Origin of the sequence: Chromobacterium vaccinii (genome assembly GCF_001855275.1) — a bacterium.
Lineage (GTDB): Bacteria > Pseudomonadota > Gammaproteobacteria > Burkholderiales > Chromobacteriaceae > Chromobacterium > Chromobacterium vaccinii.
The window spans coordinates 1,088,277-1,105,829 of sequence record NZ_CP017707.1 but is presented as its reverse complement, the minus strand read 5'-3'; the positions used below and the strand labels follow the sequence as shown (position 1 = coordinate 1,105,829).

Below are 17,553 nucleotides of genomic sequence, written 5' to 3'. Positions count from 1 at the left end.
ACAAGCCCCGAAAGGGGCTTTTTTGTTTTCTGTCGCGCTCAACTAGCTGAAAGGCTCTGAAATGGCCGGAAAAGCCCCTTTGCGAGCGGGTTCCGGCGTGATGCCCAAACCGCCCGCCTTTTTGACTTCCAAACGTGCCCGCGACGTTTGGAAATACACCATCAACGCGCTGGACAGCGCCGGTCTGGACTGGACATCCGCGCTGCTGCAGATCGCCTTGTTGGCGGACAAGGTCGATGACTGGCGGACGCATGTCGAGGAAGTGGACCGCTACGGCCATCGCTACGACGAGGACGCCAACGGCGGTTCGCTGGAAACCGATGAGTCCCGCGCCGAGCGGCGGGCGCGGGGCGAGGTGATGAAAGACCTGGACGAGGGCGGCTTGACGGTGATGGCCGCCGGCCAGGTGCGCGCCCTGGATCGGATGTTGACGGCGGACTTATTCGCCTCCGATCCGTTCGCGGTGATGGACCAGCTGGGCGAGGGCGGCGCCAATTTGCCGAAAAAACCGCCCTGGTCGATGACCAAGGCGGAAGCGCGTGCCTGGCGCGAGATACAGCCGCTGCTGCAGGCGTCGGGCTTCGACTATTCGTCGGCCGGCATCGCGCTGGGCCTGATCTGCGCGGCTATTGCCGACTGGCAAGCCTGCAAGCAGTGGATTTTGGACAATCGGGGCAAGATTTTCGCGGCGGCCAAGGAGACCGGCCGCCGGTATGAAGTCAGCGCCAGCTACAACCGGGCAAAGATCGCCAAACAGATACGCGAATTGCTCAAACGAAATGGAATGACGGTGGCCTCATGCGCAAAAACCAAGGCGCTAAGCAAGGGCCGGGTGATCAGCGAGGACTTGGCCGAGCTGCTGGGGTACATCAACGACAGGCCGGATTGATTCCGGCCTGTTACGTTTTACAGCCGTGGGATCAGTACGGCGTGGACGTGCTGGAAGGCCGCATCAAGGTCGGCCGATATGTCCGGCTGGCGGTGGAGCGGCATTTCCGCGACCTGCAGCAGCAGGAAGCGCGCGGCCTGGCCTGGCGGCCAGAGATGGCCGCCCATGCGCTGGCCTTTTTCCCGCGCTACTGCCGCCATTTCGAGGGCGAGTGGTCGGGCCAGCCGGTGGAGCTAGCGCCGTGGCAAGCGTTCTGGATCGCGGTCGAGTTCGGTTGGTACAACCGAGACGGCCGGCGGCGCTTCCGCACCTTCTACGAGGAGGTAGCGCGCAAAAACGGCAAGTCCACCAAGCTGGCCGGCCTGGGCTTGTACCTGTTCGCCGCCGACAAAGAGGCCGGCGCGCAGGTCTACACGGCGGCGACGAAGCTGGAGCAGGCCAAAATCACGCATGCGGCGGCGGAAATGATGGTCGCCAAGTCGCCCGCCCTGCGCCAGCTGGTGCAGAACCACAAAAACAAGCTGTGGATTCCTGGCACGGCGAACAAGTTCGTGCCGCTGGGCGCGGACGCCAAAACCCTGGACGGCTTGAACGTCCACGGCGCGATTATCGACGAATTGCACGCGCATCCCTCGCGCGACCTATGGGACGTGATCGATACCGGGCGCGGCGCGCGGCGCCGCAGTGTGATGCACGCGATTACCACGGCCGGTTTCAACCAAGAGGGCAGCATCTGCCTGGAGCAGCGCAATTACCTGATCCGGATTTTGGAAAATCAGGGCAAAGACCCGGCGTTGGAAGACGATAGTTTCGGCGGCGTGATCTACACGCTGGACCCGGATGACGATTGGTTTGACGAGTCGGTATGGTGCAAGGCCAATCCGAATCTTGGCGTGTCGGTATTTTTGGAAGAGTTGCGCACGCAAGCCCAAAAAGCGCGCGTGGTGCCGACCGCGTTGTTCAACTTCCTGACCAAGCGCCTGAACATCTGGACGCAGTCGGTCGAGAGCTGGATTTCCTTGGATAGCTGGGATAAAGGCGCTGCGGTGGTTGATGCCGAGGCGCTGCGGCATCGGCGCTGCTATGGAGGTCTGGACTTGGCCAGCAAGACAGACATTGCCGCCTGGGTGCTGCTGTTCCCCCCGGAAAAATCAGGGGAACCATGGCACGTTCTACCGCGCTTTTTTGTGCCGGCGGACAACATGCTGGTGCGCGACCAAAAAGACCGGGTGTCTTACTCGACGTGGGCGCGGCAAGGCTATATCACGGCCACCGCAGGCACGCGGATTGATCAGGATGTGATCCGCGCCCAAATCCTGCAGGATGCGGCGAACTTTGATCTGCAGGCCATCGGCTTTGACGAATGGAACGCCGGCAAGCTGGCCAGCGAACTGACGGAAGACGGCTTGCAACTGGTCGCGCTATCGCAGAATTTCCAGAACCTATCTGAACCGACCAAAGAGCTAGAAGCCATGATCTGTTCGCAGTCACTGGCCCATGGCGGGCATCCGGTATTGCGCTGGATGGCTGGCAATGTGGTGGTGCTGCGCGACTCCAACGACAACTATCGCCCTAACAAGGGCAAATCGAGGGAAAAAATCGACGGTATCGTGGCGTTGATCATGGCGTTGAATCGGGCGCTGTATCACCCCATGGCGGAATCGTTTGTTTCCGCCTACGAAGACGAGGTGTGTTTGTGAGTAAGTTGGATTATTTGACGCTGCTGGTCGGACTGGCCGGCGCGGCGGCGGTGACGGTCGGCATGTCGCTGTTGCATGCTGCGGCCGGTTGGATGGTAGGCGGCGGCTTTGCGCTGGCCTGGTCGTGGATGACGGCGCGCAGCGCGGGAAGGACGTGCTGATGTTCATGTCGCAGCAGTTTGGCCAGTCTGCGGCATCGCCCGATCCGGGGTGGCTGTCCAGCCTGTTGGGCGGCGGCGGCCGGAGCGCGGCCGGGGTGGCGGTATCGCCGGACAAGGCGCTTTCGATTACCACGTATCAGGCATGTATTACCACGCTGGCCGAGTCGCTGGCGCAGCTGCCGTGCGAACTGTATCGCCGCAACGGCGACCAGCGCGAGCGGGTAACGGATCATCCTGTTGCCCAGCTTCTGCGCCAGCCCAACGGCTGGCAAACGCCGTTCGAGTATGCCGAAGGCGCGCAGATCGCTGCCGCGCATGATGGCAACGCTTATTCCTACATTGAGCGCGACGAGGCCGGGCGGCCGGTGGCACTGTTGCCGATGGAAGCCGGCAAGGTGGCGGTGCTGCGCGGTGCGGATTTGATGCCGTATTACCAATTTAATGGCCAAGAGCCGATGCCGGCGCGCATGGTCCATCATGTGCGGTGGTTTACGCGCAATGGCTATACCGGCATCAGCCCGGTACAGCTGCATTGCGATAGCCTGGGCCTGGCCCTGGCGACGCATGGCCACGCCAGCGCGGTTTTTGCGAATGGGACGCACCTGGCTGGCGTGTTGGAGCGGCCGGCGGTGATCGGCGGCCAGGATGTGAAGCCGTTGAGTGCGGAACGGGTGCTGCAGATCAAAGCGGCGTGGAAGAGGGAGTACGCCGGCCGGGACAACGCGATGAAAGTCGCGTTGCTGCAGGAGGGTATTACCTTCAAACCGCTTTCGATGACGAATGCCGATGCCCAACTGATCGACGCGCGTAAGTTGTCTGCCCTGGAGGTGGCGCAGATTTTTAAAATGCCGCCACACAAAGTCGGTCTCTTGGACCGGGCGACAAACAACAACATCGAGCATCAGGGCATCGAGTATGTGATCTATTGCCTGATGCCCTGGATCAAACGCCACGAACAGGCCCGCATGCGCGACCTGTTGTTGCCGTCCGAACGTGGCGAGCTGTATATCGAATTCAACGTGTCCGGCCTGCTGCGCGGCGACACGCAGAGCCGCTATGCCGCGTATGCGATTGGGCGGCAATGGGGCTGGCTATGTGCGAATGATATCCGGCGAATGGAAAACCTGCCGCCTATCCCTGGCGGCGATGTCTATATGCAGCCGCTCAATATGGTGGACACGCGTGGCGCATCGCTGCAGAGCAAGGCTGATGCCGAGGCCCTAGCAGAGATCGAAAGCATTCTGCAATAACTAACCGTTTTGTAATCAGCCCGTTATTAATATAAGTTGTATGTTATTGAGGTAAGGTTTCGTTATTTGATAATCTTTTTAACATCATTGGTGCAGACGCGCCAATTTGAATAGCCATTAACGCAGAGACGTTATTTGCCCCAAGTAATATTACGTATACGCCACCGGTGATAGCTATCAATGTTGTTCTTAATACCGGGTTGCGGGGGAGTCGAGCTAGCATTTTTCCTGTTGGAGGCGAAAAAAAAGCCCAAATTAGTGAGCCGAGACTGCCGCATAAGAACATTTGAAGCCATCCGCTTACTATAAGCGGTGATGCGCCGGCTGTGACAGAGGCAGTTACCGCATGTGATAAGCTAGCTGATGTTGGGAGTGATGGCTGTAGGTCAATATTGGTAGATTCTTGTTTTTGCTCTTGAACATATATTACACGCACTTGAGCTTTGTACTGATATATGCAGGTTATGAGTTTTTGCGCGGTATGGCTAAATAGTTGCATTAGTGTGTTGAATGCAAATGCTAGAAATGTGCCATATTGGAATGGTGTCAATTTATTGATCTGAGCATCAAAGGTGTTAAAGTATAAGGATGAAATTAACCCTGAAAACAAAGTAATGAACATGGCGTATAGTAGGTCGAAAGGTATGTGATTTCTCTTGGCGTACCTGTATTCTAGTAACTCAGCCATAGTGGCGCCGAGTATGGCAAGGATGAAAGGGTCCATGGCATGCCCCATGACTGACTAGTCATAAGTGTTTGAGCATTGATTCTAGTATTCATGCCTCATTACAGCAAGATTGTAAGTGATACTGCGTAAGTAAGTCTTTGCTATGGGAGTGTTTGGATGCAGAGGCTGCGTGTTTTATCTAGCCAGCTATAACCCGGACTTGGAATTGTAAAAATTAAGTGGATTATTGTTCTGGCAGGGTGATAGGTGCTAATGCACCCATTTTGTAGTTATTTTCAAAGATTGTGTCGTTGATTTGGATGGGGCTGAAGCTGACTGGATTGTTATATCTATCTTTTATGGTCAGCTTTCCTATTAGTCTGTCGCCAATGGTGCCTTCTAATTCCCAAGTGAGTCTATAGGTTCCCGGTTTTATCTTGCAGGGTGTGTGATTGTTTGGTACGCTGAAATGACCTGCATCCATGGAGTCAAGACTGATTTGAAAGCCTTGTGATGGTGTTCGATCTGCATTGAATTCGATTATGTAGGAGTTCATATTGAGCCTCCGCAAGGTTGAATAGAAAACATTTGTGAGCGGGTGCCAGAAAATCAATATTAATCATATGATATTGTTTGTTTTTTCAAGTTGTATTATTGACCCGTAATTTTTAAACCGACCCGCCGCAAGGCGGGTTTTTTTATGCGGGAAGGTAAGGCATGCAGCCAATTGACTCGGAACTGGCGCGGGAAACCGGCGAGCAAATCATCGAGGCGGTGAAGGAGGGCCGCCGCGACGTGATGGATTTGGAAGACCCGGTAAGCGGCTGGGGAGCCGAATGAATGAGCTGGCTCTTTTCGGCGGGGCTGGTGGCGGAATACTCGGTGGCCATCTGTTGGGATGGCGCACCGTCTGCGCCGTTGAGCGTGATGCCTACGCCGCACAAGTTTTGGCGCAACGACAAACCGATGGATGCCTCGCGCCTTTCCCAATTTGGTCTGACGTGTGCAGTTTTGACGGAAGACCGTGGGCGGGACTTGTTGACGTGGTATCGGGCGGTTTTCCTTGCCAAGACATCAGCGCCGCAGGACGGGGCGCCGGCATCAAGGGCGAGCGGTCGGGACTATGGGCCGAAATGGCAAGAATTATCGGTGAAGTACAGCCCCGATTCGTCTTGCTGGAAAACTCACCTTTGCTTGTGGGAAGAGGTTTGGCCTTGGTCGTCGGTGATCTTGCCGAAATGGGGTTCGATGCGGAATGGACTTGTCTATCAGCATCCGACCTTGGAGCGCCCCATAAGCGGGATCGGATCTGGCTCGCCGCAGTGGCAAACCGTGGTCGCGGACGACGCGATAGAGCGAGCGGCGGGCAAGTGGAACAGCCGGGGGGAGCCGAGGCTGAGCGCACAAGTGAAGCTGTGGCCAACGCCGACCGCCTGCGCCAGCAAGGGGACGTCGCCCGGCTCGCTGATCCGGAAGACCGGCGCCAGCCGAGAAAGGGACCGGCTAGACCATGCGGTGATGGCTTCGGACCATGGCCAGCTGAACCCGGAATGGGTCGAGTGGTTGATGGGTTGGCCCATCGGATGGACCGGATTAAAGCCCTTGGCAATGGGCAAGTTCCGCGCGTGGCAGCGGCAGCATGGGCCTGCCTGGGGCCAAAAGCTGCCTAGCCCTACCTGCGAAAAGAGCCTTGCAGCCCGCAAGGATCAGAAAGAGAGAGACAACACATGAACGTTTCCAACTACACGCCGCCGGCGGCCGTGATCGGCGGCCAGGGCGGCAGCCTGCTGGCGGCCGTGCTGATCGGCGCATTGTCGCGCCATCCGGTGGCGGCCTCGTTGCCGCAGCTGGCCACGCCGTCGGTAAAGGCTGGCCAGTGAGGGGGCAATTTCTGCTGTCGCAGCTGATGAATCAGCCGCACATGGTATTGCCGGACGTGCTGCATGAGGCGGTGGCTTGGGCCGGGGAGCGGGCCGGCGTCGAGTTGCGCCAGCTGGGCGTCCACGTCGCCGCCGCGCTGCAGCCTGCCGCCTGGCGCGATGACGGCGGCCGGGCGTCGATGGCCAGCCTGGCGGAACAGCGGATGCAGTCGGCGCAGCAAACGGGCCTGCTGGTGATCCCGGTGCAAGGGCTGTTGGTGGCGCGCGAAGCGTCCGTCAATTTGTGCGCCACGCAAACCAGCTATGAAGGCATCCGCAGCCAGATACAAGCGGGCCTGAACGATCCGCGTGTTAGCGCCATGGTGCTGGAGCTGGATAGCCCTGGCGGCGCGGTGGTCGGCTGTTTCGAGCTGGTGGCCGACATCGAGGCGGCCAAGGCGGTCAAGCCGATTCACGCCCTGGTGCATTTCAACGCGTTTTCCGCCGCCTACGCCATCGCCTGCGCCTGCAGCGATATCACGCTGTCCGAATCGTCGGGGGTGGGGTCTATCGGGGTGATCATGAAGCATGCCGACTTCAGCCAGCAGCTGGCCAGCTCTGGCGTAGCTGTCACCACGTTTTACCGGGGCGCGCGCAAAAACGACATGGCCAGCGATGCGCCGTTGTCGGACGACGCTCGCGCGGCGGTCGAAAAGCGCATGGACGCCTATTACGACAAGTTCGCCGGGGTGGTGGCAAACAACCGCGGTCTTTCCGTCGCTGCGGTCAAGGCGACCGATGCCGGGCTGTTCTTCGGCACTGAGGCCGTGCTTGTCGGCCTAGCCGACCGGGTGGAAAGCCAGCAATTGGCAATCAATCGGATGGCTGCCGAGGTGGCCGCGAGCCGGCCGCCGCCGCTTGCGTCTTCCCGGCGCGCGACCGCCGCCGCGATGGCGATGGCCGCCCAGCTGTAACCCAACACAAACCCAACATACCGCGCCTTCGGGCGCGTTTTTCATTTCAGCCGCTTCCAGCGGCTTTTTTACGTCTGGAGTCTGGATGTCCGTAGTGCTTGAGTTGAAAAAACGCCGTGCCGATCTGTCCGCCGCTGTGAACCAGCTGGCCGCCCTGGAGGCGACCGGCGCCGCGCTGAACGCTGAACAGGTGGCCAGCATCGACGCGATGCAAAAAGAGTTTGACGACATCGGGGCCAAGATCGCCCGCGCTGAAGCCGCCGAGCGCATGACAGCCGCCACGGCGCAGCCGGTGGACAGCTCGCAAGGCCCGCGCGCTGGCGCGGCGCCGATCCACGCGACGCCGGCCGCGCCGACCGTGAAGGGCGGCGGCATGGCGCGCATGGCGGCGGCGCTGATCGAGGCGCAGGGCAATTACCGCGAGGCCGCCAATATCGCGGATGAACGCGGTTATGGCCAGGAGGTGGCGGCGGCGCTCAATACCGGGTCGCCGTCCGCTGGCGGCGTGCTGGTGCCAACCAATATGGCGCGCGAAGTGATCGAGCTGCTGCGTCCTAAAACCGTGGTACGCAAGCTGGGCGCGCGCTCGCTGCCGCTGAACAACGGCAATTTGACGATTCCGCGTCTGCGAGGCGGGGCGACGGTCGGCTATATCGGCTCTGACAGCGACGCGCCCGTAACCGGCGTGAAGTTCGATGACCTGAAGTTGTCGAGCAAAAAGATGTCGGCCCTGGTGCCGATCAGCAATGACTTGCTGAGCAATGCCGGCATCAGCCCGAACGTCGATCAGCTGATTGTTGATGATCTGACATCGTCGGTCGGCGCGCGCGAGGACAAGGCGTTTCTGCGCGACGACGGCAGCGGCAACCTGCCCAAGGGCCTGCGTCATTGGGCCTTGGCCAATAGCGTGTTTACCGCGCCGGAGCTGAGCGCCATCGATGCGACCGCGCTGCAGGTGCTGGAAAACTTCCTGAACAAGCTGATTCTGTCGCTGGAAGGCGCGGACGCCAATATGGTGTCGCCGGGCTGGGTGATGTCTCCGAGGACTTTCCGTTTCCTGGAGGGCCTGAAGGACATGAAGGGCAGCAAGGTCTATCCGGAGTTGGCCAATCGAACGCTGAAGGGCTACCCGGTCGGCGTGACGACGCAAATCCCGAACAACCTGGGCAAGGATGGCGACGAGTCGGAACTGTATTTCGCTGACTTCGGGGATTGCTTCATCGGTGAAGACCAGTCCTTGGTAATCGATTTTTCCAAGGAAGCCACTTACAAGGATACCGACGGCCAGATGGTAAGCGCCTTCCAGCGCGACCAGACGCTTATCCGCGTGATCGCCAAGCATGATTTTGGCCCGCGCCACCAAGAGTCGATTGCGGTCGGCGTCGGCATCAAGTGGGGCAAGTAAGCACGGTTCAAGGCTCGCTACGGCGGGCCTTTTTGCATTTGAGGGGTACAGCATGATTGCAGTGAGGTTTACCGCGCCATACGGCATTTATACGCCGGGCGATGTGGCTGGATTTGAGGGACAGGCCCGCGTCGATGAACTGATTGCGCGTGGCGTGGCCGCCTTGGAGGGCGCAGACGACGAGGGCGAGCCGGCGCCGGTCGAAACCAAGCCGGCGGCCAAGAGCAAGGCCAAGGCGCAGCCAGGCGGCGAGTAATGGCCGCCGAGGTGATCCGGCGCAGCCCGGCGGCGGTGCTGACGCTGGACGAAGTGCGGGAGCAGTGCCGGATTGATGCCGATTTGACCGACGACGACGCGCTGCTGCAGATGATTGAGCGTGCGGCCGTGGCCAGCGCCGAGGCGCGAATCGGCGGGCCGCTGCTGCTGGCCGAATGCCGCGAGACGCTGGACGCCTGGCCGGGCCTGCCCTGGTTGTATCTGGACATTGCGGGCGGGCGCGAGGTGGTCGCCATTGAGGCGCTGCAGCAAGGACAGCGCCAGCCGCTGCCGCTGGACGCCTTCCACATCGAGCGCGGCGAGCGGCGCTTGTGCATCAAGCCGTTGCAGGGCTGGCCGGCGGTGGACCCGGTGCCGGGGGCGATTGCCATCGTTTACCGCGCCGGCTTTGCCGAGGCCGGGCCGGACGTGCCCGAGGATGTGCGGCAGTGGCTGCGCTTCCGTGTGGCCACGTTGTACGCCTACCGCGAGGAAGTCAGCGCCGGCAGCGTGGTGGCGTTGCCTGACAGCCTGGTGGACAGCCTGATTGCCCATTACCGGCCGACGGAAAGCCCGCTATGAACGCCAGCATGCTGAACAGCCGCATCCGGCTCAGCCAGCCCATCAAGTCGCGCCAGCCGTCCGGCGCGGTGCGGGACAGCTGGAGTGAGCCGAAGCCGGTGCACGCCAAAGTGGATTACCTGGGCGCGCGGACCTATACGGCCGCGCTCGCCGAGCAAACCGGCTGCAGCGTGCGCGCCACCATCCGGCGCCGGCTGGTGGCGCAGGGGTGGCGGGCGTGGGTGGACGGTCTGCCGCTGAAGGTCAAAACCATCGAGCCGCACAAGGACCGGGGCTATCTGGTGCTGATGCTGAGGACGGACGATGGCAACGGTTGAGGTTCACGGCCTGGATCTGGTGATGCGCCATTTGGACGCGGTGCCGCGCAAGCTGCAGCGCAAGATTTTACGGCGCGGGCTGCGCAAGGGGGCCGCCCTGGTGCGCGACGAGGCCCGCCGCCGGGTGCGGCGTCGATCCGGTGTGTTGGCCAAATCCATCACGGTTGCCAGTTCGCGCGGCAGCGGCCAGCGCGGCGCGGTCGCCTACAAAGTCGGCTTGCGGTCGCGCGCTTGGTACGGCCGTTATCTGGAATATGGCCACATCAAACGAGGGAGGGGGCAAAAGATTGCAGGCGGGGAACGAAGACGCGCCGCGACGCGGGAAATCTTGAAAGGGGCGGGGCAATTTGTCCCGCCCTATCCATTTATGCGGCCTGCCGCCGACAAGTTGCCGCGCGCCTTGGACGCGGTGGCGGATGAAGTGCGCGGCGCGCTGATTAGCGGGGAGTTGTCGAGTTGATAGGGGCGGTGCTGGTGGAACTGCTGGCAGCGCCGGAAGTGGCCGCCCTGGTCGGGGATCGGGTGTTTCCGGTGCATCTGCCGGACGAGCCGGTTTTGCCGGCGATTGCCTATCAGGTGCTGGACGAGAAGCGGCAGCAGATCGCGCGCCGGCCATCCGGCCGCGTGCGCAGCCTGGTACAGCTGTCCATCGTCGCGCCGGACTATGACGCCGCCTATGCGGTGGCCTGGGTGATCCGGCGCCGCCTGGAGCGCTGGCGCGGCCGGGCCGGCGGGGTGCTGGTTTACGACGCATTGGAAGAGTCATCACAAGATATTGGAGACGGAATTCCGCATATAGTGGCCACGACTTGGCGTATATACTGGAAAGAGGCATAACGACTTCGATAATGTAATTTTATTTTTATGCCTTAATTTGTATTATCTCGGGGGAGGCATTTTGAGAAGTTAATTCACTTGCCGGGGGGGGTTATGGAAGAGGTGCTGGAAGAGGTGTTGTCAGGGGTGCTCATGACAAGGCCGATTCATGTTGATAAAACGTATCCGAATATAAGTATCTTTCGAGAGCAAGTTTCGGTAAGCGGATTGTTTGGGGTTTACCTGGACTTTGCCGTTGCTATACACATGGCGAAGTTTGATCGAATCACACTGCATCATTATGCGGATTTGCAGCCTTCAGTTGTAAGTGTCTATCCTGATGGCGTATGGGAGCCAAGAAGGAACTGGGTGCAGGCGCAGGAGGCGGCGTATTATCTGATTGGTAAAAGACCTAGCGATCAAGATGTGTTTTATGATTCCAGCACTTTTTTGAGGCGTGCTTTATTAGAGGCAGGCATAGAGCAGGTCTGTTTGTTCCGATATAGAAAGTAAATGAGTATAAAAATTGCCCCGCGATGCGGGGCTTTTTTTATTCAAGGGATATATGAGCAAGATTGAAGCCCTGATGCGGGCAATAGAGAAAGCGTTGAAGGGTGCGACGCCGGCAGAGGATCGCGTCAGCCGCGACCTTGAGCGCGGTTACAGTTTCGGCGAGTTTCCGGCCATCGTGCTGCATCAGCTGCGCGACGCGCCGCTGTCCGGCAGTCCGGTCGGTTACGAGTACCGGCAATTGTCGGTGGAGTTGGAAATTCAGGCCGATGGCGATGAACCGCATGCGGCCTGCGATGGCGTGCTGACGGCGGCGCATCTGGCTTTGCATGACTCGCTGTACAGTCTGCAAGACCTGCAGCAAGGGATGATCGATTGGGACTACGACGAGGAAAACCCCGCGCTGGGTGTCTGCCGCGCGCAGTACCTGCTGACGTACCGGCGCAGGGAAGGGGAGATGTGAATTTCCAATGAACACTAATTGGAAATTGAAAATGTTCTGGCTCGCTTCGGCGGGCTTTTTTGCGTTTTGGGGGATCTGATTTATGCCGCTGAACAGTAAGCGGGTGGCCATTGTCGCCAAAGTGGAAAGCCAAGAGGGTATCGATGCCGTACCGACAGGCGACGCGAACGCGATCCTGGTCGCCAACCCGAAAATCACGCCATTCGAGAGCGACAAGGCAGAGCGCAATGTGGTCCGGCCCTACTTCGGCAATGCCGAATCGGTTGTGACCGGGGTACGGATGAAGGCGGAATTCGAGGTCGAGCTGGCCGGATCGGGGACGCGTGGCACGGCGCCGGCCTGGGGCGTGCTGTTGAAGGGCTGCGGTTTTGTCGAGGCCATCGACAAGGATGCGGTGAGCTATGCGCCGGTTTCCACCGGCCATGAGTCATTGACCATTTACTACAACCTGGACGGCGTTCAGCACAAGCTGACGGGCGCGCGCGGCACGGTGTCCTTCGATCTGCAGAACAAAGCGCTACCGCGCATGAAATTCGTGTTTACCGGCGTCCATGGCGGCATTGTCGATGAGGTGGCGCCGGCCTTGAAGCTGACGCCGTTTCAGACGCCCATGCCGTTCGATGCCGCCAATGTCGCCAGTCTGCAAGTTTTCGGCTTCAGCCCGGCCGTGCAAAGCCTGTCGATTGATATCGCCAACGAGGTCAAGCACAGGAGTTTGCCCGGCGGTACTGAACGGGTGCTGATTACTGGCCGCAAGCCGACGGCTTCCCTGCAAATCGAGTCCACCCGCATTGCCGAACGCGACTGGTTCGGCTTGGCGCGGCGCGTGATGAACAGCCCGCTGTCACTGGTTCACGGCAAGGCGAAAGGCAACATCATCCAGCTAGATGCAACCGTTAGCATCGGTAACGCCGACTACGGCGACAGCGACAACATCAGCATGACCACGCTGCAACTATCGCTGCTGCCAACCAATGGCGACGACGAATTCAGGCTGACGGTGCGCTAACCGTCTAAATCCACCCCTTATTCCACCAGCTAGGGGCTGCAATAGTGACTGGGCTTTTCAAACAAAGGACCAGTCATGTCGAGAAATTTTCAATTCAAGTTTTCCATCCGGGGTTGTGTTATCGAGCTTTCGTTCCCTGTCGATATCGGTGCAGCACTCGCTTTTGCGTTGCGTGTCAGGGCGGTTGTTGCGGCGGTTCTGATTTTCTGGCCCTGGTGAAAGGTATGCATGTTCATCATCAAAAACGACGGTCTGGCGCGAGTGCCGGCCGAAATCCATGCGCGCGCAGAGTCCGGCACCGAACGCGTCATCACCATCCATCTGACGGGCCGGCTGTTGTCGCAACCGGCCTGGGACGAGCTGTTTCAGCGCCATGCTGGCGCGGACGAGGCCGCCGACCTGTCGGCCATCTATCGCCAGAATGCGCGGTTGTACGCCGAAACCTTCACGGCCTGGGACGGCGTATGCGGCCCGGATGGCCAGCCGGTGCCGTTGTCCCTGGCGGCGCTGGAGGTCGCGCTGTTGTCAGTCGATGGGCCGGCCGTGAATGCCGCGCTGCAGCGCGCCGTCCACGAGCTGCGATTCGGCGGCGCCGTCAGAAAAAACTGATAGAGGCGGTGCGCTGGCAATTTGGGGAGCGCGCCGCCACGCAGTCGGAAAACCGCCGCGCGCTGCTGGATGCCGGCGTGCCGGCGGATCAGGTGGATGCGCTGCTGCCGGCCGAAGCAGCGCCAGAGGCTTTCGAGCTGCTGGCCGAAGGCTTGCCGGCGTGGCGGGTTTGGAGCGCGATGCAAACGCAATGGCGGGTCGGCCCGGTCGGGGCGTATGGGCTGGACTATGCCGCGCTGCCGGTGGTCGAGACCCGCTGTGGGGAGGCGTTGGATAGCGGGTTGTTTGATGCGCTGCAGGCGATGGAGCGGGAGGCGCTACGCCTGATGTCGGGGAAAGGGGGGTAAATGGCGGCGCAAAACGTTGGCTCGCTGGTAATCAATCTGGAAGCGCGCGTCGGCCAGCTGCAAAGCGATATGGCTGCGGGTAAGAAGGCGGTGGAGGACGCCGCCGCCAACATCGAGCGCGACAGCAAGCGGGCAGGCAAGGCACTCGAAAGCATGGCGTCCAGCGCGGCGATGCTTTCGCAAGGTGGGCTGTTTGCTGCTGCAGCGCTTTCGCTGCAGGCGATGAAAGACAGCGTTCTTTCCGTTGTACAGGCACTGAATGGTGCGCAGATCGCCAGCGAGCGGCTGCAGAAATCGCTGTTTTACGCCAGCGGCGGCGACCTACGGGCGATTGCTTCGGATATCGCCTGGCTGCGTCAATTGGCGGCCGAGCTGGGGGCGGACTTTGGCCAGGCGTCAGCGTCCTATGCGCAGTTTGCCGGCGCAGTGAAGGGGACGCCGCTGGCGCCGTATGCGCGCCAGGTGTTCGACTCGCTGGCCACGGCCGCCAGCGCCTTCGGCCTGTCGGCAGAAACGGCGCAGGGGGCGATGTTGGCCCTGGTCCAGATGTCCGGCAAGGGCGTGGTATCGGCGGAGGAGTTCCGGGGCCAGCTGGCCGAGCATTTGCCGGTGGCAACGCAGGCAGCGGCGCGCGCGCTTGGCGTCACAACGGGCGAATTCAGCAAGATGCTGGAATCCGGCCAGCTGCTGGCCGCCGACTTCCTGCCTAAGTTCGCCGCCGAGCTGAAGCGCATGAGCGCGGACGCGGCGGCTTTCGGCGGCGAGGCGCAAAAGGCCAGCGCCAATTTCGTCAATTCTTGGGAAGCGATGAAAACCGAGGTCGCGCAATCGGGCGTCGCGTCCTTCATTTCTGGCCAGTTGGCCATTTTGACGGACGCTTTCGACGATGTTGCAGAGTCGATGCGCCAGGCCCGGAAAGAGGGGGCGGGGTTCTGGGGACAGGCGCAGGCGGCCGGCGGTGCCGCGCTGCGCTTCCTGAATCCGGTCAACGCGCTGCACTACGACGCATCGAGCGACAACGCCAGGGCGGCTCAGCTGAAGGAGCGGATCAAGGATGGCGAAGCCAATCTGTATGAATGGTCGTTTTCGCAGACGCTGGAACAAAAGCGGGCGGGCCTGGTTGCGATGCGGTCGGAGCTGGCCGAGCTGGAGAAGCGGGCAAAGGTGGTATCGAAGGATGCCGGCGCGGCGCAAAAAGCCAGGGAAGCGGCGGACGCGGCGCGCAAGGATGCCGAGGCCCGCGCGAAGAAATACGCCGAAGACGATAGCCGGCTGAGCGACCGGGAGCAATACGACAAGCGCGTCAAGAAAGAGGAGGAAGCGTTTAAGTCGATCGTGGCCGAGCTGCAAAAAGGTAGCAAGGCGTATCTGCAGGCAGAGAGAGCGCACCAAACCGCCGTCGGCAAGCTGCGCGACGACTTCGACAAGAAGCAGGCCGCCGAGCGCAAGCGGGCCGGCGCGCAGGGCCGGAGAGAGGATGCCGCAATCGATGCGATGCAGCGTGAGCTGATGGGTGTCGAAAAGCTGTCAGCTGCTGAACGCATGCGCTTTGAGATTTTGGAAGGCAAGTATGCAGGGTGGGGCGCGGCGAGCCAGCAAAGGCTGTTGGCCATGGCGGCTGAGTTGGACGCGATGCGCCAGTTGCGCGCGGAAAACAAACGCTTCCTAGACGAGCTGAACCGGGATGTCGAGCGCTACGAGGCGCAGCAGCGCGACACGGCCCAGCGACTACGCGGCGGCGAGTACGACAACGCCGCCGAGCGCCTGCAGCGCGAGCATGGTCAACGCAAAGTCGATATCGAATACAACGGCAATCTTTCGCAGGAGGAGAAAGGCAAATTTGGCGCGGCCGAGGACAAGCGGCATGAACGGGCGACCGAGGCGCTTCGCAGTAGCGAGCGGCAGGGGATCGGGCTGCAGTCCGAAGACCAGCAGTTACGCGACCAGTACGAAAACCGGCATCGGCTGATCATGGAAGCGACCACGCTGACAGAGACCGAGCGCGCGGGCTACATCAAACGCAATCAAGAGCAGTTGAATGCGGATCTACTGAATCTTGAGCGCAACCGCGCATCCGCGATGCTGTCGAGTTCCAGTCAGCTGTTTGATGGGCTGGCCGGTTTGGCCGCTGGCTTCAAAGGCAAGCAATCCGGCATATACCGCGCCATGTTCGCCATGAGCAAGGCGTTTGCCGTTGCGGACGCCATCATCAAAATTCAGCAAGCCATTGCAACGGCTGCGGCAAGCGCGCCCTGGCCCGCGAACATGGGCGCGATGGCGTCGGTGGTGTCGTCTACGGCCGGCCTGGTGTCCACGATCAGCAGCACGAACTTGTCGGGGATGGCGCACGACGGTATCGACACTATCCCACGTGAAGGGACGTGGTTGCTCGACAAGGGCGAGCGCGTAATAGATCGCCGGACGAATGCCGATCTGAAGGACTTTCTAACCCGCGTCAACGCGCCCGCCGCCGGGGGCGCTGCGCCGGCTCAGCCGGTGAAGGTAATCATCAACAACCTTGCGCCAGGTGCGACGGCGCGAACAGAGGAGCGGCAGGGCGCAGACGGCGGCCGGGAAATTCTTGTTCTGGTTGAACGCGTAGTAGAAAACAAGTTGGCCGAATCGATGAGACCTGACGGCCAGATTTACGATTTTGTCAGGGGGTAATGTGGCGGAGGTTTTTAGCTGGACGCCGTTGTTTGGTGGTGCGTCGTCAATCCGGGCGCGAGTGAAGGAAGCCCGGTTTGGCGATGGCTATGGCCAGCGGGTGCCCGACGGCATCAACAGTATGCCGCGCGTGCGCAAGCTGTCTTTCGCAGTTAGCCAGGCCGAAGCGGATGCGATTGAGGCGTTCTTAATGCGCCATGCCGGCGCGCGCTGGTTCTGGTTCACCTACCCCGGCGCGGCGCGGGCCAAGTTCCGCTGTAGTGAGTGGGACCGCTCATATCTGGCGGCCGGAGATGAGGTAGTCGCGGTGACGTTTGAACAGGTTTTCGATCCGGGGGAATAAATGGGCGTGATACACGCGGAAAAGCAAAAGCTAGTTCCGAACGCGATTGTGCAGCTGTTTGAGCTGCGGCCGCCGCCTGGCGTGTCGGTGCCGGCGATGCGGTTTACCGCCAGCGGCAACGGCCAGGCGGTGACATTCCAAGGGTTAGCTTACGAGGCGTGGGCCATCGAGGCCAAGGGATTTGAAAGCAGCCAGAAAGGCGCACCGCGCCCGAAGCTGTCTATCGGCAATGTCGCGACGCTGTCGGATGGGCGAGAGGTGCGGGGGATTTTCACGGCGCTGGTAATGCAGCATCAGGGCCTTGTCGGCTGGCAGCTGGTGCGACGGGTGACGCATGCCAAATTTTGCGAAGGTGGGGCGCTGGCAGACTTCCCGGAAATGTACCCGGAGGAAACCTGGCTGATTAATCGGCGCGAGGCCGACAACGGCGATGCCATCACGTTCGAATTGCGCAGCGGGCTAGACCTGGCCGGCAAGAAAGCGCCGGGTGTGCTGGTGACACGCTATTGCCCGGCGCATGTTGTCTATCGGGGGGCGCATTGCGGCTATCAGGGTGTGGCGATGTTCGACGCGCGGGAACAGCCTGTGACGGACCCGCGTTTAGATAAATGTGGAAAGCGGTTGGCCAGCTGCCGCATTCGGGGCAACCTGCCGCACTTTGGCGGGTGTCCTGGTATGCGTCGATATAGTTAAATTGCTCTATTTGTTCATGATTTTTCTAATGCCTGAA

Annotated in this window: 24 protein-coding genes; 22 read left to right on the top strand and 2 right to left on the bottom strand. The window is 60.7% G+C overall.

Annotation, left to right across the window (positions count from 1 at the left end):
- Positions 1-100 precede the first annotated feature (100 nt).
- Genes BKX93_RS04900 through BKX93_RS04890 form a run of 4 tightly spaced genes read left to right on the top strand, consistent with a single transcriptional unit; the run spans position 101 to position 4,000 of the window.
- Positions 101-889, top strand: coding sequence for a hypothetical protein (locus BKX93_RS04900; protein WP_046168269.1), 789 nt, complete (start codon positions 101-103; stop codon positions 887-889).
- 41 nt (positions 890-930) lie between these two features.
- A complete protein-coding gene (locus tag BKX93_RS04895; RefSeq protein ID WP_186009495.1) occupies positions 931-2,589 on the top strand; it encodes a terminase large subunit in 1,659 nt (552 codons plus the stop codon).
- On the top strand, positions 2,586-2,750 hold the full coding sequence (locus BKX93_RS25045; protein ID WP_186009494.1) for a hypothetical protein: 165 nt from the start codon (positions 2,586-2,588) through the stop codon (positions 2,748-2,750). The genes BKX93_RS04895 and BKX93_RS25045 overlap by 4 nt, the downstream gene beginning before the upstream one ends.
- A complete protein-coding gene (locus BKX93_RS04890; protein ID WP_070981710.1) occupies positions 2,750-4,000 on the top strand; it encodes a phage portal protein in 1,251 nt (416 codons plus the stop codon). Before BKX93_RS25045 ends, BKX93_RS04890 begins: the two co-directional genes overlap by 1 nt.
- A 43-nt stretch (positions 4,001-4,043) precedes the next feature.
- Here BKX93_RS04890 and BKX93_RS24545 read toward each other — a convergent pair whose 3' ends face one another.
- Complete coding sequence (locus tag BKX93_RS24545; protein WP_145929271.1) at positions 4,044-4,724, bottom strand: hypothetical protein; 681 nt, start codon at positions 4,722-4,724, stop codon at positions 4,044-4,046.
- Positions 4,725-4,911: 187 nt separating this feature from the next.
- On the bottom strand, positions 4,912-5,223 hold the full coding sequence (locus tag BKX93_RS24540) for a hypothetical protein (RefSeq protein WP_145929270.1): 312 nt from the start codon (positions 5,221-5,223) through the stop codon (positions 4,912-4,914).
- A 161-nt stretch (positions 5,224-5,384) separates the two neighbouring features.
- Between BKX93_RS24540 and BKX93_RS25885 the strand changes: the two genes are divergently transcribed.
- The 18 genes from BKX93_RS25885 (at position 5,385) to BKX93_RS04810 (ending at position 17,516) form a co-directional block, all read left to right on the top strand.
- Entirely contained in the window at positions 5,385-5,507 is a 123-nt protein-coding gene (locus BKX93_RS25885; RefSeq protein ID WP_280513636.1) for a hypothetical protein, read from the top strand.
- Positions 5,504-6,337: a DNA cytosine methyltransferase gene (locus BKX93_RS04885; RefSeq protein WP_083340449.1), complete on the top strand. Its 834-nt coding sequence runs from the start codon at positions 5,504-5,506 to the stop codon at positions 6,335-6,337. The genes BKX93_RS25885 and BKX93_RS04885 overlap by 4 nt, the downstream gene beginning before the upstream one ends.
- A gap of 57 nt (positions 6,338-6,394) precedes the next feature.
- Complete coding sequence (locus tag BKX93_RS25040; protein ID WP_166441387.1) at positions 6,395-6,547, top strand: hypothetical protein; 153 nt, start codon at positions 6,395-6,397, stop codon at positions 6,545-6,547.
- A complete protein-coding gene (locus BKX93_RS04880; RefSeq protein ID WP_186009493.1) occupies positions 6,544-7,500 on the top strand; it encodes a S49 family peptidase in 957 nt (318 codons plus the stop codon). The genes BKX93_RS25040 and BKX93_RS04880 overlap by 4 nt, the downstream gene beginning before the upstream one ends.
- A gap of 85 nt (positions 7,501-7,585) precedes the next feature.
- A complete protein-coding gene (locus BKX93_RS04875; protein WP_070978970.1) occupies positions 7,586-8,905 on the top strand; it encodes a phage major capsid protein in 1,320 nt (439 codons plus the stop codon).
- Between the two features lie 52 nt (positions 8,906-8,957).
- On the top strand, positions 8,958-9,161 hold the full coding sequence (locus BKX93_RS04870; RefSeq protein WP_070978968.1) for a hypothetical protein: 204 nt from the start codon (positions 8,958-8,960) through the stop codon (positions 9,159-9,161).
- The gene (locus BKX93_RS04865; protein WP_070978967.1) at positions 9,161-9,742 is read left to right on the top strand and encodes a head-tail connector protein; all 582 of its coding nucleotides are present in this window, start codon (positions 9,161-9,163) and stop codon (positions 9,740-9,742) included. Before BKX93_RS04870 ends, BKX93_RS04865 begins: the two co-directional genes overlap by 1 nt.
- Positions 9,739-10,059, top strand: a complete 321-nt coding sequence (locus tag BKX93_RS04860; protein ID WP_046157769.1) for a phage head completion protein — start codon at positions 9,739-9,741, stop codon at positions 10,057-10,059. The genes BKX93_RS04865 and BKX93_RS04860 overlap by 4 nt, the downstream gene beginning before the upstream one ends.
- Complete coding sequence (locus tag BKX93_RS04855) at positions 10,046-10,519, top strand: HK97-gp10 family putative phage morphogenesis protein (RefSeq protein WP_070978965.1); 474 nt, start codon at positions 10,046-10,048, stop codon at positions 10,517-10,519. The genes BKX93_RS04860 and BKX93_RS04855 overlap by 14 nt, the downstream gene beginning before the upstream one ends.
- Positions 10,520-10,527: 8 nt before the next feature.
- On the top strand, positions 10,528-10,896 hold the full coding sequence (gp17, locus tag BKX93_RS04850; protein ID WP_046168274.1) for a tail completion protein gp17: 369 nt from the start codon (positions 10,528-10,530) through the stop codon (positions 10,894-10,896).
- A 93-nt stretch (positions 10,897-10,989) separates the two neighbouring features.
- Positions 10,990-11,388, top strand: coding sequence for a hypothetical protein (locus tag BKX93_RS04845; protein ID WP_070978964.1), 399 nt, complete (start codon positions 10,990-10,992; stop codon positions 11,386-11,388).
- A gap of 52 nt (positions 11,389-11,440) precedes the next feature.
- Complete coding sequence (locus BKX93_RS04840; protein WP_070978962.1) at positions 11,441-11,848, top strand: hypothetical protein; 408 nt, start codon at positions 11,441-11,443, stop codon at positions 11,846-11,848.
- An 82-nt stretch (positions 11,849-11,930) separates the two neighbouring features.
- Positions 11,931-12,857: a phage tail tube protein gene (locus tag BKX93_RS04835; protein ID WP_070978960.1), complete on the top strand. Its 927-nt coding sequence runs from the start codon at positions 11,931-11,933 to the stop codon at positions 12,855-12,857.
- Between the two features lie 228 nt (positions 12,858-13,085).
- Positions 13,086-13,466, top strand: coding sequence for a hypothetical protein (locus BKX93_RS25475; RefSeq protein WP_046157774.1), 381 nt, complete (start codon positions 13,086-13,088; stop codon positions 13,464-13,466).
- Positions 13,467-13,474: 8 nt separating this feature from the next.
- On the top strand, positions 13,475-13,813 hold the full coding sequence (locus tag BKX93_RS23590) for a DUF1799 domain-containing protein (protein ID WP_052729322.1): 339 nt from the start codon (positions 13,475-13,477) through the stop codon (positions 13,811-13,813).
- Positions 13,814-16,480 (top strand): tape measure protein, encoded by a 2,667-nt coding sequence (locus BKX93_RS04820; RefSeq protein WP_070978959.1) that lies wholly within the window; start codon positions 13,814-13,816, stop codon positions 16,478-16,480. It abuts the gene before it with no gap.
- 1 nt (position 16,481) lies between these two features.
- Positions 16,482-16,823: a phage tail protein gene (locus tag BKX93_RS04815; RefSeq protein WP_046157790.1), complete on the top strand. Its 342-nt coding sequence runs from the start codon at positions 16,482-16,484 to the stop codon at positions 16,821-16,823.
- A complete protein-coding gene (locus tag BKX93_RS04810; RefSeq protein WP_070978957.1) occupies positions 16,824-17,516 on the top strand; it encodes a phage minor tail protein L in 693 nt (230 codons plus the stop codon). It begins immediately after the preceding gene.
- Positions 17,517-17,553 lie beyond the last annotated feature (37 nt).

Coding starts and splice junctions, on each gene's coding strand:
- BKX93_RS04865 (WP_070978967.1), top strand. CDS start 9,161: ATGGCCGCCGAGGTGATCCGGCGCAGCCCGGCGGCGGTGCTGACGCTG.
- BKX93_RS04875 (WP_070978970.1), top strand. CDS start 7,586: ATGTCCGTAGTGCTTGAGTTGAAAAAACGCCGTGCCGATCTGTCCGCC.
- BKX93_RS25885 (WP_280513636.1), top strand. CDS start 5,385: ATGCAGCCAATTGACTCGGAACTGGCGCGGGAAACCGGCGAGCAAATC.
- BKX93_RS04870 (WP_070978968.1), top strand. CDS start 8,958: ATGATTGCAGTGAGGTTTACCGCGCCATACGGCATTTATACGCCGGGC.
- BKX93_RS04855 (WP_070978965.1), top strand. CDS start 10,046: ATGGCAACGGTTGAGGTTCACGGCCTGGATCTGGTGATGCGCCATTTG.
- BKX93_RS24545 (WP_145929271.1), bottom strand. CDS start 4,724: ATGGACCCTTTCATCCTTGCCATACTCGGCGCCACTATGGCTGAGTTA.
- BKX93_RS04835 (WP_070978960.1), top strand. CDS start 11,931: ATGCCGCTGAACAGTAAGCGGGTGGCCATTGTCGCCAAAGTGGAAAGC.
- BKX93_RS04840 (WP_070978962.1), top strand. CDS start 11,441: ATGAGCAAGATTGAAGCCCTGATGCGGGCAATAGAGAAAGCGTTGAAG.
- BKX93_RS04810 (WP_070978957.1), top strand. CDS start 16,824: ATGGGCGTGATACACGCGGAAAAGCAAAAGCTAGTTCCGAACGCGATT.
- BKX93_RS04845 (WP_070978964.1), top strand. CDS start 10,990: ATGGAAGAGGTGCTGGAAGAGGTGTTGTCAGGGGTGCTCATGACAAGG.
- BKX93_RS04860 (WP_046157769.1), top strand. CDS start 9,739: ATGAACGCCAGCATGCTGAACAGCCGCATCCGGCTCAGCCAGCCCATC.
- BKX93_RS25040 (WP_166441387.1), top strand. CDS start 6,395: ATGAACGTTTCCAACTACACGCCGCCGGCGGCCGTGATCGGCGGCCAG.
- BKX93_RS24540 (WP_145929270.1), bottom strand. CDS start 5,223: ATGAACTCCTACATAATCGAATTCAATGCAGATCGAACACCATCACAA.
- BKX93_RS04890 (WP_070981710.1), top strand. CDS start 2,750: ATGTTCATGTCGCAGCAGTTTGGCCAGTCTGCGGCATCGCCCGATCCG.
- BKX93_RS04900 (WP_046168269.1), top strand. CDS start 101: ATGCCCAAACCGCCCGCCTTTTTGACTTCCAAACGTGCCCGCGACGTT.
- BKX93_RS25475 (WP_046157774.1), top strand. CDS start 13,086: ATGTTCATCATCAAAAACGACGGTCTGGCGCGAGTGCCGGCCGAAATC.
- BKX93_RS04820 (WP_070978959.1), top strand. CDS start 13,814: ATGGCGGCGCAAAACGTTGGCTCGCTGGTAATCAATCTGGAAGCGCGC.
- BKX93_RS04885 (WP_083340449.1), top strand. CDS start 5,504: ATGAATGAGCTGGCTCTTTTCGGCGGGGCTGGTGGCGGAATACTCGGT.